A 14,419-nucleotide genomic window follows, 5' to 3' on the forward strand; every position below is an offset into this window, starting at 1 on the left:
CTTTTCAGCCGTGACGCGAAAGGGACGTCCCTAGTTGTCCCTCCATTACGGGAGATTGCGCCCCAGCATGTGGCACCTGCCCGGAGGCTTCATCCGCCTTTGCTTGCACGCCAGTTGGCCGGATCTCTTCGCTCCGCGGAACCCGAGCGGGAATCTTTCGGATCTCTCGTTCGTCCATGAGGGAGAGAGCCGCGGATCGAGGAGAGGTCACCGGCGCGCCACCGGTACGCCACGGGGGCAGGCGACATGAAGCGCGGCAAAACGGGCAGCCAGTGGTGAGTCGGTGTCCCGTGAACGACCGCGAGCAGCGGGGGGAGTGACGAGATGATGGGCACGGCAGAGCGCCAGAGGAAGTCCGGGGGCGGTGCGGACGGGGCCGGTCCGCAGGAGGACGGGGCCGCTCAGCGGGAGGACGGGGCCGCTCAGCGGGAGTGGGAGCGTCCGGCCGAGCGGCCGCCGTTGTGGGTCGAGGAGCCTGCCCGCAGAAGGCGGCTGCCCGATCCGGTGCGGACGGCCGCGGTGCGAGCCGTGATCATAGTGGCGGTCACCCTCGTGCAGGCGATGGTCGCCGTCCTCGCCGCCCTGGCGGGCTCCTGGCTCTCCTTCCCCATGGTGCTGAGCAGCGTGGCCAGCACGGTCGTGGCCACCTGGGGCGTGCTCGACGTGTGGGTGACCCGCCAGGTGTGGAACCAACGGCACGGCGTCGTGTCGATGCCGAGCAGTACGGCACGGCGGCTGCGGCGCGAGCGGCGCCGGGCCCGCCGCCAGGCACGGGCCGCGGCGCGCGGGAAGGAACGCATACAGGGGTACGACCGCGTGCAGGGGTACGAGCGAATACACGGGCGTGACCGCGTACAAGGACGCGGTGGGTCGGGGCAGTTGTCGCATTCCTGAGCGTGGGCTTCTGAGTGCGAGTTCCTGAGTGCGGGTTCCTGAGCGTGAGCTCCTGAGGGTGAGCTCGTGAGTGTGAGCGGTCGCCCGTAGCGCCCTGAGGGCGCCGCCTCAGACCGCCGCGAGCCGCGCCGCCCGCTCGGCCGCCCACTCCGCCGCCAAGGCCCTGCGCGCCTTCATGAAGGAACGGGCGCGGTCCACCGCGAGGACCGCCGTGGTCCTGCCCCTGCGCTCGTACACGGCGAGGAACCCGATTCCGTCGCCCTCCCCCAGCCCCTCCGGTGAGCCCTCGACGATGCGCACGGTGTCGCCCTCGCCCCGGCGCCCGGCGAACTGCACGCGGGAGCCGTACTGATCCGACCAGAAGTACGGCAGGGAGCACACCGACTCCACGGTGTGCCCGGCGAGCAAGTTGCGCACCGCGACGCGGGGTTGCTCCGTCGCGCTCGTCCAGTGCTCGGCGCGGAGGCCGCCCACCCTGGCGACATCCCCGACCGCGACGACCTGCGGCAGCGCGGTGACGCAGCCGTCGTCGCACAGGACGCCGTCGTCGACGGCGAGAGGTGAGCCCGCGAGCCAGCCGGTGTTGGGGGTCGCCCCGATGCCGACGACGACCACGTCGGCGGGCAGCAGCCTGCCGTCGGACAACTCCACAGCGGCGACAGCGTCCCCAGCGGCCTCCGCCCTCCCCGCACCCGCGCTCCCCACACCCTCACTCCCCACACCCGGCGGCACACCCCTCGACGAGCCCCGCAGCGCCGCCACCCCGACCCCCGTCAGCAGGCCGGCCCCACCGCGCGCGTGCAGCCCCGCGCACACCGATGCCATCTCCGGTCCGAGCTGGGCCAGCAGCGGCAGCAGCGCGGCTTCGACGACGGTGACGTCATGGCCGAGCGCCACGCACGAGGACGCGGTCTCGGCGCCGATGAAACCGCCGCCGATCACCACCACCCGACGCGGCCCACGGTTCAGCTCCGCCCTCAACTCGCGGGCGTCGTCGAGGGTTCGAAGGGTGTGGACGCCCGTGAGCGGGGGCCCAGGGAGGCGCCGCGCCGATGCCCCGGTGGCGATGACGACGCCGTCGCCGGCCAGGGTGCGGCCGTCGTCGAGGACGACCGTGCGGCCGCGCACGTCGAGGGCCCGTGCGCGTGTGCCGAGGATCCACTCGGCTGCGAGTTCCGCCGTCTCCTCCTCGTCAGCGAGGGCGAGTTGGTGCCGGTCCGTGTCTCCGGTGAGGAAGCCCTTGGACAAGGGCGGCCGGTCGTACGGCGGGTGCGGTTCGTCCCCGACGAGGACCAGCCGGCCGTCGAACCCCTGGGCACGCAACTCCCGCGCGGCGTACAGGCCGGCGAGCGAGGCGCCCACCACGATGACGGTCCTCATGCCGCGGAGCCCTGATCAGCGGCTCCCGCGTCGGCGGCTTCCGCGTCGGTGGCCGCGAGGCGCACGTGGACGACGCCGTCCTCGACGTACACCTGATGCGTGCGCACGGGGCGGCGCGCAGGCAGGCAGACGGGCCGGCCGGTGCGAAGATCGAAGGACGCGGCGTGCAGCGGGCATTCGACGAGACAGCCCTCCAGCCAGCCCTCCGACAGGGACGCGTCCTGATGGCTGCACGTGTCGTCGATGGCGAAGAGCTCGCCGTCGGCGTTGAACACCGCGACGGGCGGCGTGGTGTCGAGGCGGACGGATTCGCCCGCGGGGAGGTCTTCAAGGCGGCATACGGGGATCATGGGGCCCCCTCCGGGTCGTTCCCGCTGTCATTTCCGATGTCATGCGGCGCGGTCCTCGGCCCTTGGGGAGCCAAGACCCTTCGGTAACATGCTGTTTCGTATGGCGCACGAGAAAGCGCCATGCGCAACAGAATCCGGGTGGGGCGCCCATCGCGTCAAGGGCTTCCCGAAGACGCGGCTTCAACAGGCCGCAAGGTGGTGAGGGTTCAGGTATGACGGGCGACCGGAAACAGGCTGATCAGGGCAGGGAACCGCGCGGTGAGCCGCGGGAGAGGCAGACGAAGGGCGCGGCCGGATCCGTCCAGTCCGTGGACCGCGCGGTGAGCGTTCTGGAGATCCTCGCGCGGCACGGGGAGGCCGGAGTCACCGAGATCGCCGACGAGTTGGGCGTCCACAAGTCGACGGCCTTCCGGCTCCTCGGCGTGCTGGAGAACCGCGGCCTGGTCGGCCAGGCCAAGGACCGCGGGAAGTACTTCCTGGGCGCCGGCGTACTCCGCCTCGCGGGGGCGGCGGCAGTGCGCATGGACATCTCGCAGGAGGGCGGCCCGGTCTGCCGCGAGCTCGCGGACGAGCTGGGCGAGACGGTGAACATCGCGGTCCTCGACGACGACGCCGCGGTCAACATCATGCAGGCCAGGGGCCCGGCCTCGGTGACCGCGCAGAACTGGCTCGGCCGGCGCACCCCGCTGCACGCCACGTCCAGCGGGAAGGTGCTCCTCGCCCATCTGCCGACGACGCTGCGCGAGGGTCTACTGGCCCGCACCTTGCCCCGGCTGACCGAGCACACGGTGACCGGGACGGTGGCGTTGCGCCGGGAGTTGGAGGCCGTTACCGGGCAGGGGTTCGCCGTCGCCGTGGAGGAGTTGGAGGTGGGCCTCGCCGCGGTCGCGGCGCCGGTGCGCGCGCACGACGGCAAGGTGATCGGGGCGCTCAGCGCGTCCGGGCCGGTCTACCGGCTGACCGAGGAGCGGCTGACCGAGCTCGCCAAGCGCACCGTCGCCGCCGCCGTCGAGCTCTCCCGCCGCATGGGGTACGGCTTCTGACGGTCGGCGCGAGGGCGGGGCCGGAAAGTTCCGGCCCCGCCCTCGCGCTGTCCGCGCCCCGGGCTCCCCGCCGTTTCGTGAAGGCTTGACTCCACCCTCTTGACGGCCTCTTGATGGCGTTCCCAGTATGTCTCTCATAGCGCAACCGAACGTGCAGTACGCAACAACACCGCCACGCCGTGCGCAACAGCAGAGGAGTCTGGCCGTGCCCCACGAGGTCCGTGCCGTCGTCGCCCCGAAGAAGGGCGCACCCGTCGAGGTGCAGACGATCGTCGTGCCAGATCCCGGTCCCGGAGAGGTCCTCGTCTCCGTGCAGGCCTGCGGGGTCTGCCACACGGATCTGCACTACCGGGAAGGCGCGATCAACGACGACTTCCCGTTCCTGCTCGGCCACGAGGCGGCCGGCACCGTGGAGGCGGTCGGCGCGGACGTCGCCGATCTCGTCCCCGGCGACTGCGTCGTGCTCGCCTGGCGCGCGCCCTGCGGGGCCTGCCGCTCCTGCCGCCGCGGCCGCCCCTGGTACTGCTTCGACTCGCGCAACGCCGCGCAGCCCATGACCCTCCTGGACGGCACCCCGCTGAGCGCAGCCCTCGGCATCGGCGCCTTCGCAGAGAAGACCCTGGTCGCCGCGGGCCAAGCCGTGAAGGTCGACCCGGCGGCCCGCCCCGAGGCCGTGGCCCTGATCGGCTGCGGAGTGATGGCGGGGTACGGGGCCGCGGTGCACACCGGCGGTGTGGGCCGCGGGGACACCGTCGCCGTCATCGGCTGCGGCGGCGTCGGGAACGCCGCGATCGCCGGGGCGTCGCTGGCCGGGGCGCGCCGCGTCATCGCCGTCGACATCGACGAGGGCAAGCTGGACGGTGCGACGCGGTTCGGCGCCACGCACACCGTCAACTCACGCGGCACGGACGCGGTCGAGGCGGTGCGCGAGCTGACCGGCGGCCATGGCGTCGACGTCGCGATCGACGCGGTCGGCACCCCGTCGACGTACAAACAGGCCTTCTACATGCGTGACCACGCGGGCGTGCTCGTCCAGGTCGGCGTGCCCGAGCCGGAGACGACCGTCGAGCTGCCGCTGATCGACGTCTTCTCGCGCGGTGGCGCCCTCAAGTCGTCCTGGTACGGCGACTGCCTGCCCACCCGGGACTTCCCGATCCTCGTCGACCAGTACCTCAGCCGCCGTCTCGACCTGCGCGGATTCGTCTCCGAGACCATCCGGCTCGACGAGGTGGAAGAGGCGTTCACGCGGATGCGCCGGGGCGAGGTGCTGCGATCGGTGGTGATCCTGTGAGCGCCGCCCGGCCCCGCGGACCCCGCGTGGTCGTCATCGGCGCCGGCATCGTCGGCTGCTCGCTGGCCGACGAGCTGACCGCCCGCGGCTGGACCGACGTCACCGTCCTCGACCAGGGGCCGCTGCCCGCGCCCGGCGGCTCCACCTCGCACGCGCCGGGCCTGGTCTTCCGGACGGGCCCCTCCAAGACGATGACCGCGTTCGCCACGTACACCGTGGAGAAGTTCACCGCCCTGGAGGTGGACGGCCTGCCCTGCTTCAACCCCGTGGGCGGCCTGGAGCTCGCCACCACGCCCGAGCGCTGGACCGACCTGCACCGCAAGGCCGGATGGGCCGCATCCTGGGGCGTGCGTGCCGAGCTCGTCGGCGCCGCCCGCTGCAAGGAGCTGTGGCCGCTCGTCGACGAGACGCAGGTGTACGGCGGCCTGTACACGCCCGACGACGGTCTGGCCCGCGCCGTGCCCGCCTGCCGTGCGCAGCTGGAACGGGCACGCGCGCGTGGAGCACGTTTTCTCGACCGGCACACCGTGACGGGCATCGAGCGGGACGGCGGCCGCGTCACCGGCGTCACCACCGACCGCGGCACCTTCCCCGCCGACCACGTCGTCTCGGCGGCCGGGTTCTGGGGGCCGGTCATCGGGCGCATGGCCGGCGTCGACGTGCCCCTGCTGCCGCTCGCCCACCAGTACGTGAAGACCACGCCCCTGCCCGAGCTCGCGGGGCTCAACGATCCGCGCACCGAGGCGTCGCGGCCGATCCTGCGCCACCAGCACCGGGACCTGTACTTCCGTGAGCACACCGACCGCGTCGGCATCGGGTCGTACGCCCATCGGCCGCTGCCCGTCGACCCGTTCGCGGTCCCGGCCTACGACGACGCGGAGGACATGCCCTCCTCGTACCCCTTCACCGAGGAGGATTTCGCGCCCAGTTGGGAGGACTGCCGCCAGCTGCTCCCGGCCCTGAAGAGGGCGGAGATCGCGGAGGGCTTCAACGGCGTCTTCTCCTTCACGCCCGACGGCATGCCGGTGCTCGGTGAGTCCCGTGAGCTGCGGGGCTTCTGGCTGGCCGAGGCCGTCTGGGTCACGCACTCGGCGGGTGTCGCCAGGGCGGTCGCCGAGTGGATGGTCGACGGACGGCCCTCGCTCGACCTGCACGACTGCGAGCTGACGCGCTTCGAGGACGCGCAGCGCTCCCCCGCGTACGTGGCCGAGCGCGGGGCACAGCAGTTCGTCGAGGTCTACGACGTCATCCACCCGCTCCAGCCGCCGGACCGGCCGCGGCCCCTACGGGTCAGCCCCTTCCACGTCCGGCAGCAGGAGCTGGGCGCGGTCTCCCTGGAGGGCGGCGGCTGGGAACGTCCGCACTGGTACGAGGCCAACGCTTCGTTGACGGAAGGCATCGAGGTGCCCGGGCGGGACGCGTGGGCGGCCCGTCACTGGTCCCCCGTCGCGGCGGCCGAGGCGCGCGCCACCCGTGAGCGGGTCGCCCTCTACGACATGACGCCGCTGCGCCGCCTCGAGGTCACCGGCAGCGGTGCCCTCGCCTTCCTCCAGCGCATGACGTCCAACAACCTGGCCAAGAGGCCCGGTTCGGTCACGTACACCCTCCTGCTCGACGAGGCCGGGGGCATCCGCTCCGATCTGACGGTGGCGCGGCTCGCCCCCGACCGGTTCCAGGTGGGCGGCAACTCCCCCGCCGACCTCGACTGGCTGCTCCGCCACGCGCCCGACGACGTGCATCTCAGGGACATCACCTCGGGGACGTGCTGCGTCGGTGTCTGGGGGCCGCTGGCCCGCGCGCTCGTCCAGCCGCTCACGCGGGACGACTTCTCGCACGAGGCGTTCGGCTATTTCAAGGCCAAGGAGACGTACATCGGACACGTGCCGGTCACCGCCATGCGCTTGTCGTACGTCGGTGAGCTGGGCTGGGAGCTGTACACCAGCGCGGATCTCGGGCTCCGCCTCTGGGACACGCTGTGGGAGGCGGGCCGCGCGCACGGCGTGATCGCGGCGGGGCGGTCCGCCTTCAACAGCCTGCGCCTGGAGAAGGGGTACCGCGCGTGGGGCCAGGACATGACCACCGAACACAACCCCTACGAGGCGGGCGTCGGCTTCGCGGTCCGGATGAACAAGGGCGACTTCGTGGGGCGTTCGGCGCTCGAAGGGCTCGGGCCGCCCACGCGCAAACTCACCGCCCTCCTCCTCGACGACCCCACAGCGGTCGTCCTCGGCAAAGAGCCCGTCTACGTAGAGGGCGTTCCGGCCGGATACGTCACCAGTGCCTCCTACGGGTACACCCTGGGCCGCTGCGTCGCCTACGCCTGGCTGCCGCCCCTGGAGACCGGTTCCGGCGTCGACATCGAGTACTTCGGAGAGAAGGTTCCCGCGACGCTCGCCGAGGAGCCCCTGTTCGACCCGGAGATGACCCGCATCCGCCGCTGACCCATCAGCCGCCGACCGCCAGGAGGCACCGGTGTCCCCCACCCATGACGTGATCGTGATCGGCCTCGGCGGCATGGGCAGCGCCGCCGCCCACCATCTCTCCGCGCGCGGCGCCCGCGTCCTCGGCCTGGAGAAGTTCGGCCCGGTGCATCGACGCGGCTCCAGCCACGGCGGTTCGCGCATCACCCGCCAGTCGTACTTCGAGGACCCCGCGTACGTACCGCTGCTGCTGCGCGCCTACGAGCTCTACGACCGCCTCGAACGCGACACCGGGCGCGACATCGCCACCCTGTGCGGCGGCGTGATGCTCGGGCGGGCCGACAGCCGCACGGTGACCGGCTCGCTGCGCTCCGCCGAGCAGTGGGGCCTGCCCCACGAGATGCTCGACGCGAAGGAGATCCGCCGCCGCTTCCCGACGCTCGCCCCGGGCGACGACGAGGTGGCCCTGTACGAGGCGCGGGCCGGTCTCGTCCGGCCCGAGAACACGGTGGCCGCACATCTCCAGCTGGCCACACGGCACGGCGCCGACCTGCACTTCGAGGAGCCGATGACGCGGTGGGAGCCGTACAAGGACGGAGTGCGCGTCCACACCGCGGAGGACACCTACACGGCAGGACACCTGGTGGTGTGCCCGGGCGCGTGGGCGCCTCAACTGCTGACCGACCTGGGTGTGCCGTTCACCATCGAACGGCAGGTCATGTACTGGTTCCAGCCCTCCGGAGGAGTCGGCCCCTTCCTCCCTGAGAACCATCCGATCTACATCTGGGAGGACGGGGAAGGCGTCCAGGTCTACGGTTTCCCCGCCATCGACGGACCCGCCCTGGGAGCCAAGGTGGCCTTCTTCCGCAAGGGCACGCCCTGTACTCCGGAGACCATCGACCGGTCGGTCCACGACGACGAGATCGTCGCCATGGCCGAGCAGGTGGGGCGGCTGATCCCGAGCCTCCCCGGCGGCTTCGTCAAGGCTGCCACCTGCATGTACTCCAACACCCCCGACGAGCACTTCGTGATCGCCCGCCATCCGGCGCACCCGGAGTCGGTCACCGTCGCGGCCGGCTTCTCCGGACACGGCTTCAAGTTCGTGCCGGTGGTCGGCGAGATCCTCGCCGACCTGGCCATCGAGGGCACCACCGGGCACCCCATCGAGCTCTTCGACCCCAGCCGCCTCGCCGCCACGCCTGCCTGAGAAGCACCGTTGAGGAGTACGAGAACCGTGACGACGACCCCGTTGCCGCCGAGCCTCACCGCGACCCTCCCCGGCCGCTACTACACCGACCCGGAGATCTTCCGGCAGGAGCAGGAACGCGTCTTCGAAGCGCTCTGGTTCTGCGCGGTACGCTCCGCCGACCTCGACAGGCCCGGCGCCTTCCGCACCGTCCAAGTGGGGCGTGAGAGCGTCCTTGTCACCCGCACGCGCACCGGCGAACTGCGGGCCTTCCTCAACGTCTGCCGCCACCGCGGTGCCCGGTTGTGCACCGAGGAGTCCGGCCAGGTGCGCCGCGCCCTCCAATGCCCGTACCACGCCTGGACGTACGACCTGGACGGCAGGCTGATCGCCGCGCCCGGCCTGACGAAGATGCCGGACGTGGACCGCGCCGCGTACGGCTTGGTGACGGTCGCCCTGCGGGAGTGGCTCGGCTACGCGTGGGTGTGCCTGGCCGACGAGCCGCCCTCCTTCGAGGAGACCGTCATGGGCGCCGCGGTCGAACGCCTCGGTGACAAGGCCTCCATCGAGCGCTACGGCACCGAGCGGCTCGCGCTCGGCAAACGTGTCACGTACGACGTGCGCGCCAACTGGAAGCTGATCGTCGAGAACTTCATGGAGTGCTACCACTGCGCGACGATCCACCCGGAACTCACCGACGTGCTGCCGGAGTTCACGGAGGGCTTCGCCGCGCAGTACTACGTGGGGCACGGTGCCGCGTTCGGCGAGGAGGTCGGCGGCTTCACCGTCGACGGCAGCGCCGGCTTCGGCCGTCTCCCCGAGGTGCCGGAGGACCAGGACCGGCGCTACTACGCGATCACCGTGAAGCCGACCGTCTTCGTCAACCTCGTCCCCGACCACGTCATCCTGCACCGCATGTTCCCGCTGGCCGAGGACCGCACGGTCGTCGAGTGCGACTGGCTGTACGCACCCGACGTCGTCGCGTCCGGTGCCGACCTGAGGCACTCCGTGGAGCTCTTCCACCGGGTCAACACGCAGGACTTCGCGGCCTGCGAGCGCACCCAGCCCGCGATGGCGTCACGCGCCTACCGCGAGGGCGGGGTGCTGGTGCCGACCGAGCACCACATCGGGCTCTTCCACGAGTGGCTGACGAAACAGCTCGCTACGGAGTGAGTTCACTACGGAGTGACGGGGTCCGGCTGTGCGGCGGGCCGCTTGTACATCCGCGTCGCCGTGATCTCCCCGTGCACCGTCTCGCCGTCGGGGTCCTGCTGCGGCAGCCCCGGACGCAGGTGCTCCTCGACGCTGATGTACTTCAGGCCCGCCCGCAGGTCCGCGTCGTTCCGCAACCGGATGACCAGCGGGAACTCCGCGAGCGCCGTCGTGTCGAACAGTCCGGTCGTGTAGAGCAGCTGCACGCCGAGCGCGTCGGAGACGGCCCGCTGGAGCTCCAGGAGGTACGTCGCGTTGGCGCGGCCGATGGGGTTGTCCAGGAACAGCGTGCCGGCGTGCCGATGCTTGTCGCGGCCCCGGTCGTTGCTGCGCAGGGCGGCCATCGTGCAGTACAGGGCGATGGCCGCGGTCAGCAGCTGGCCGCCGGAGAACACGTCGCCCATCTGCCCGACGGGGACGCGCTCGGCGCGCAGCACGGCGTCCGGCTTGAGGATCTCGACGGCGACACCGCGCGGCTCCAGCGCGGCCTGGACACCGCGCAGCAGCAGGGACATGCCGTCGCGGCGCAGGTCCGAGTTCTTCTTCACGGCGGCGCGGGTGGCCTCGTCGATGACCTCGCCGAGCCGCTCCACGAGCGTGGCCTGGTCGGGCTCGTCGAAGCGGACCCGCAGGAACTCCTGCCCGGACCACTCCCCCAGGCCCTCGGGCAGCCGGGAGAGGCGCTGGGCGGAGCGCAGGGTGGCGAGCGCGGACTCGACGAGGCCGCGCAGGCGGTCGACGATGCTGTCGCGGTTGCGCTCCAGCTGCTCCAGCTCGTCGGTGAGGACGCGGAGCCTGGGCGCGAAGGCGTCGGCCCACTTCTTCGCGTGCTCGGGCAGCGCGGACGCGGGCAGCTCGCGGATCTGCTGGCGGGCGGGGGTGCGCACCTGCTCGTACCGCGTCGAGTTCGCATGCCGTACGAGGATGTCGCTCGCCTCGCGGACCGCGGACTCGGCCGTCGACAGGTCGGCGGCGCAGCCGCGCAGGGAGCGGCGGGCCTCCGCGGCGGCCTGGCGGGCTTCTTCCAGAGAGCCGGGGTAGGCCTCGGGGGCTTCCTCGGTCTCTTCTTCGTGGTGCTCGCGGAGGAGGTCTCGGAGCAGGGCTGCGGTCTCGTCGAAGCCGCCGGCCGCGTCCTCGGTGGCGCGGTGGGTGTGGAGCAGGGCGGCGTGCGCCTCCTTGGCGCGGCTCAGCGCCTCGGTGTGCGCGGCCAGCTCGCCGGTGGCGGTGCGCAGGAGGGTCTGGGCCTGCTCGGCGTCGCCGGGCACGAGCTCTTCGGGGAGCTCGGTGTGGGCTTCGCCGTCCTCGGGGGCGTGCCGCTCGGCCTCGCCGCGCAGCCGGCCGAGCTGCTCGCTCGCGGTGGACGCGCGGGCCTCGATGAGCTGGACCTGGGCCTCGGCGCGCGCGGCGGCGGCCTGCCGGGACGGGCCGTCGGAGCCGTCGGTGCCTTCGAGGAGCAGGGCTGCGCGGGTGCGGACCTTGTTGCTGAGCCGGTCGAGCTCGGCGAGCGCGGCGCTCTCGTCGCTCTCGGCGCGGGCCTGCTCGGCCCGCAGATCGGCGCCGACGCCCACCTTCTCGTAGAGCTGGGACGCCGCGCGGTAGGCCTCGCGCAGGGCGGGCAGGGACGCCTTCGGGGCTTCGCTCTCCGCCGGTACGTCCTCGGGGGCGCCGGCGATCTCGGCGCGCTCGGCGCGCAGCGCGCGGGCGGTGCGGCGGGCGTCGTCGGCGGCGCGCTGAGCGGCGCGGCGGTCCTCGTCGGCGGCGCGGGCGCGGTCCAGACAGGTCTGGGCACGGGCTTCGTACTCGACGGCGTCGTCGGCCAGTTCGCGCAGCTTGGCCTGCCAGCCGGCCCGCTCGCGGAGCCGGAAGGCGAGGCCCGCGAGGGCGTCGGCGGAGCGCCGGGCGCGCTGGGCGGCCTCTTGGCGCTCGTCACGCACGCGTGCCGCCTCGCTCGCGGCCTCTTCGGCCTCGGCGCGCGCGGTGCGGGCCTCGGTCAGCTCGGCCTCCGCCTCCTCGGCGAAGGTGCGCGCCTCGGCGGCCGCGGTGGCGAGCTCGGCGAGCCGGCCGCTGGGGCAGCCGGCGCGCCAGGAGGCGAGGCGGGCGGCGAGCTCACGGTCCTTGCCGAGCCGGCCGGCGAGCGTCCGGATCTCGTCGTCCCGCTGTGCGGCCCGCGCGCGGAGCGCCTGCCGCTCCTCGTCGGCCGCGTGCTCGTCGTGCATGGCCGGGTTCGGCGGTACGAGGAAGACGCTGCCGGCGGTGCTGTCCGCCGCCTGGTCGCTCGGCGTGGGGGCGAGGAGGGCGGCGGCGGTGCCGACGGCGACGGCGGAGCGGGGCAGCAGCGCGGCGTCGGCGAGGGCTTCGCGGGCGCGGGCGTGGGTGTCGGGGTCGGTGATGACCACGCCGTCGACCAGCTCGGGCCGGGCGGCGAGCACGCGCGCGTGGTCGGCGGGGTCGACGGCCTGGGCGAGATAGCGCCAGCCGGGCAGTGCGGGGATGCCGTGCTCGCCGAGGAACTCGACGGTGGCGAGGACGTCGGGGCCGGGCGGCAGCAGGCCGCCGTCGCCGAGGGCGCCGAGGATGCGGGAGTCGTCGGCGGCCGCGGTGCGCAGCTCGAACAGCTGTCGCTCGGCGGAGGCGACGCCTTCTTCGAGGAGGGCCTTCAGGTCGTCCGCGGAACGGTCGAGCTCCTCTACGGAGAGGGCGCCGTCGGTGTGGGTTTCCGTGTCGGTGGCGGCCTGATCGGCTCCGCGGCGGGGCTGCGGCACCGCGGTGGCCCCGGTCGGCAGGCTCAGCAGCTCGGCGAGCCGGGGGTCCCGAGCGATGGACTCGGCGGCGCGGCGCTCCGCGTCGTGGGCGGCCTCGGCGGCGGCCGCGGCGTCCGAGGCGCGGGCGGCGGTCAGCTCGGCCCGGGCCTCCGCGGCGGCGGTCTCCTTGGCGTGGTCGGCGGCGCGGCGAGCGGCCTCTCGGGCGGTGTCCCAGGCGGCGACGGTGGTCTTCTCGGCGTCGCTCGCGGCGAGGGCGGCGCGGGCCGGGTCGGCGTCGGGGGCGGTGTCGTCGAGCCAGCCCGCGCGGACGGCCTCGGCGGTCTCCTGCTCGACCTCGGCGAGGCGCTGCTTCAGGTGGCCCGCCTCGCTGCGGGCGCGCTGGGCCTCGGTTGCGGCGGCGGTGGCGTCGCGGTGCGCGGTCTCGCCGGTCTCCTGGAGGCCGGCGGAGCGCTCCTCTTCTTCGTTCGCGACGTTCTCCGCGCCTTCGGCGGCGGTGTGCAGGGCGCGGACGAGGTCGGACGCGGCCTTGGCGCGGGCGGCGAGCGCGGGTGCCGCGTCGCGCTCGGCCTCGCGGATCGCGACGGCCACGCGCGCGGAGCGGTCGGCGGCCGCGCGGTGCCGCAGGACGGCTTCGGCGGCCTGCCAGGCGGCGTGCAGGGTGCGCGCGTCGGCGAGCTCGCGGCGCTGGGCGGCGGCGGCCTTCTCGGCGACGGTGAGCGCCAGGGAGGCGTGCCGGTAGGCCAGCTCGGCGGAGATCAGGGCGCTCTTGCCGCGGGCCCGCTCGGCCTCGGTGACGGTGTGGGCGGCCGCGGTGACCTGCTCGGCCAGTTCGGCGGCGCGGCCCCGCTCCTCGGTGGCGCGCGCGGCGAGCCTGCGCGCCAGCGTCCGGGTGCGGCGCTCGGCGCCCGCGTGCACGTCACGCGCGCGTGCCCGGGTGTCGGCGGCGTCGACGATGCGGCCGAGGAGGTCGACGGAGCCGGCGGTGAAGTCCCGTTCGGCCATGAGTTCGGCGCGGCGGCCGAGTTTGTTGCCGAAGCCGTGGACGAGGTCGGCGAGGCCGTCCGTGTCGCGCGTGTCGGTGACGGCGCGCAGCAGCAGGTCGGTGAAGTCGGAGTCCTTCTTGACGGCGAAGAGGCCGGCGGCCTCGCCTTCGTCGGCGTTCATCTCGCGCTGGTAGCGGAAGAGTTCGGGGTCGAGGCCGAGGTCGCCGAGGTGTTCGTTCCAGCGGTCGTGGATCTCTTCCCAGTGCACTTCGAGGTGCGGGTACGCCTTGCCGGCCTCGGTCAGCGCGTCGCGGAAGCCCTTCATGGTGCGCCGCCGCCCCTGGGCGCCCGAAGCGCCCTCCACCGACGCACGTACGGCGGTGGACTCGGCGACGGGCAGCGAGTCCAGGCTCATGCCGGGCCCGGGCCGGAAGGAGTACCAGGCCTCGGCGAACTTCCGCGGGTCGTTGGAGACCTGCCGCCCGCGCCATTCGCTGACCTTGCCGACGACCACGCACTCGCCGGTGAGGGTGTGCTGCCACTCCAGGGCGACGTGACCGCAGTCGTCGGCGAGCAGGAACTTGCGCAGCACGCCGGAGCTGGCGCCGCCAAGGGTGTTCCTGTGGCCCGGCAGCATCACCGAGAAGATCAGCTTGAGCAGGACGGACTTGCCGCCGCCGTTCTCCAGGAAGAGCACGCCCGCGGGCGCGGGGCGGCGCGGGGGGCCGACCGGCTCGTCCTCGAAGAACTCCGCCTGGGCGGGCGCGGGGTCGGGCACCTCTGCGCCGACTCCGCGCAGGTCGAGCACGGTGTCGGCGTAGCGCGCACCGGCCGGACCGATGGAGTAGAGGCGGATCCGGGACAGCTCGTACATGGCGGCGGACTCTCGTCGTAAGTC

The 14,419-nt window shown here is 73.2% G+C and carries 9 protein-coding genes; 6 read left to right on the plus strand and 3 right to left on the minus strand.

Features of this window, described 5'->3' with window-relative positions:
* Positions 1-327 precede the first annotated feature (327 nt).
* On the plus strand, positions 328-894 hold the full coding sequence (locus tag ACZ56E_RS39715) for a hypothetical protein (protein ID WP_471221905.1): 567 nt from the start codon (positions 328-330) through the stop codon (positions 892-894).
* A 108-nt stretch (positions 895-1,002) separates the two neighbouring features.
* Here the strand turns inward: ACZ56E_RS39715 and ACZ56E_RS39720 are convergent, their stop codons facing one another.
* Entirely contained in the window at positions 1,003-2,274 is a 1,272-nt protein-coding gene (locus ACZ56E_RS39720; RefSeq protein WP_471221854.1) for an NAD(P)/FAD-dependent oxidoreductase, read from the minus strand.
* Entirely contained in the window at positions 2,271-2,624 is a 354-nt protein-coding gene (locus ACZ56E_RS39725; protein WP_471221855.1) for a bifunctional 3-phenylpropionate/cinnamic acid dioxygenase ferredoxin subunit, read from the minus strand. The genes ACZ56E_RS39720 and ACZ56E_RS39725 overlap by 4 nt, the downstream gene beginning before the upstream one ends.
* Before the next feature lie 212 nt (positions 2,625-2,836).
* Here ACZ56E_RS39725 and ACZ56E_RS39730 point away from each other — a divergent pair, with 212 nt between their 5' ends.
* The 5 genes from ACZ56E_RS39730 to ACZ56E_RS39750 all read left to right on the plus strand — a co-directional run bounded on the left by ACZ56E_RS39730 (position 2,837) and on the right by ACZ56E_RS39750 (position 9,737).
* Positions 2,837-3,667 (plus strand): IclR family transcriptional regulator, encoded by an 831-nt coding sequence (locus tag ACZ56E_RS39730; RefSeq protein WP_468613031.1) that lies wholly within the window; start codon positions 2,837-2,839, stop codon positions 3,665-3,667.
* A gap of 205 nt (positions 3,668-3,872) precedes the next feature.
* Complete coding sequence (locus ACZ56E_RS39735; RefSeq protein ID WP_471221856.1) at positions 3,873-4,958, plus strand: S-(hydroxymethyl)mycothiol dehydrogenase; 1,086 nt, start codon at positions 3,873-3,875, stop codon at positions 4,956-4,958.
* Positions 4,955-7,399: a GcvT family protein gene (locus tag ACZ56E_RS39740; protein WP_471221857.1), complete on the plus strand. Its 2,445-nt coding sequence runs from the start codon at positions 4,955-4,957 to the stop codon at positions 7,397-7,399. Before ACZ56E_RS39735 ends, ACZ56E_RS39740 begins: the two co-directional genes overlap by 4 nt.
* Positions 7,400-7,430: 31 nt before the next feature.
* Entirely contained in the window at positions 7,431-8,585 is a 1,155-nt protein-coding gene (solA, locus tag ACZ56E_RS39745; RefSeq protein WP_471221858.1) for an N-methyl-L-tryptophan oxidase, read from the plus strand.
* Positions 8,586-8,612: 27 nt separating this feature from the next.
* A complete protein-coding gene (locus ACZ56E_RS39750) occupies positions 8,613-9,737 on the plus strand; it encodes an aromatic ring-hydroxylating oxygenase subunit alpha (RefSeq protein WP_471221859.1) in 1,125 nt (374 codons plus the stop codon).
* Positions 9,738-9,742: 5 nt separating this feature from the next.
* Here the strand turns inward: ACZ56E_RS39750 and ACZ56E_RS39755 are convergent, their stop codons facing one another.
* The gene (locus ACZ56E_RS39755) at positions 9,743-14,395 is read right to left on the minus strand and encodes a coiled-coil domain-containing protein (protein WP_471221860.1); all 4,653 of its coding nucleotides are present in this window, start codon (positions 14,393-14,395) and stop codon (positions 9,743-9,745) included.
* Positions 14,396-14,419 lie beyond the last annotated feature (24 nt).

Source organism: Streptomyces sp. NPDC039480, from assembly GCF_055597165.1.

Bases quoted from the DNA above. Each gene is read 5' to 3' on its own strand.
- ACZ56E_RS39725 (WP_471221855.1), bottom strand. From the start codon at position 2,624: ATGATCCCCGTATGCCGCCTTGAAGACCTCCCCGCGGGCGAATCCGTC.
- ACZ56E_RS39720 (WP_471221854.1), bottom strand. From the start codon at position 2,274: ATGAGGACCGTCATCGTGGTGGGCGCCTCGCTCGCCGGCCTGTACGCC.
- ACZ56E_RS39715 (WP_471221905.1), top strand. From the start codon at position 328: ATGGGCACGGCAGAGCGCCAGAGGAAGTCCGGGGGCGGTGCGGACGGG.
- ACZ56E_RS39730 (WP_468613031.1), top strand. From the start codon at position 2,837: ATGACGGGCGACCGGAAACAGGCTGATCAGGGCAGGGAACCGCGCGGT.
- ACZ56E_RS39755 (WP_471221860.1), bottom strand. From the start codon at position 14,395: ATGTACGAGCTGTCCCGGATCCGCCTCTACTCCATCGGTCCGGCCGGT.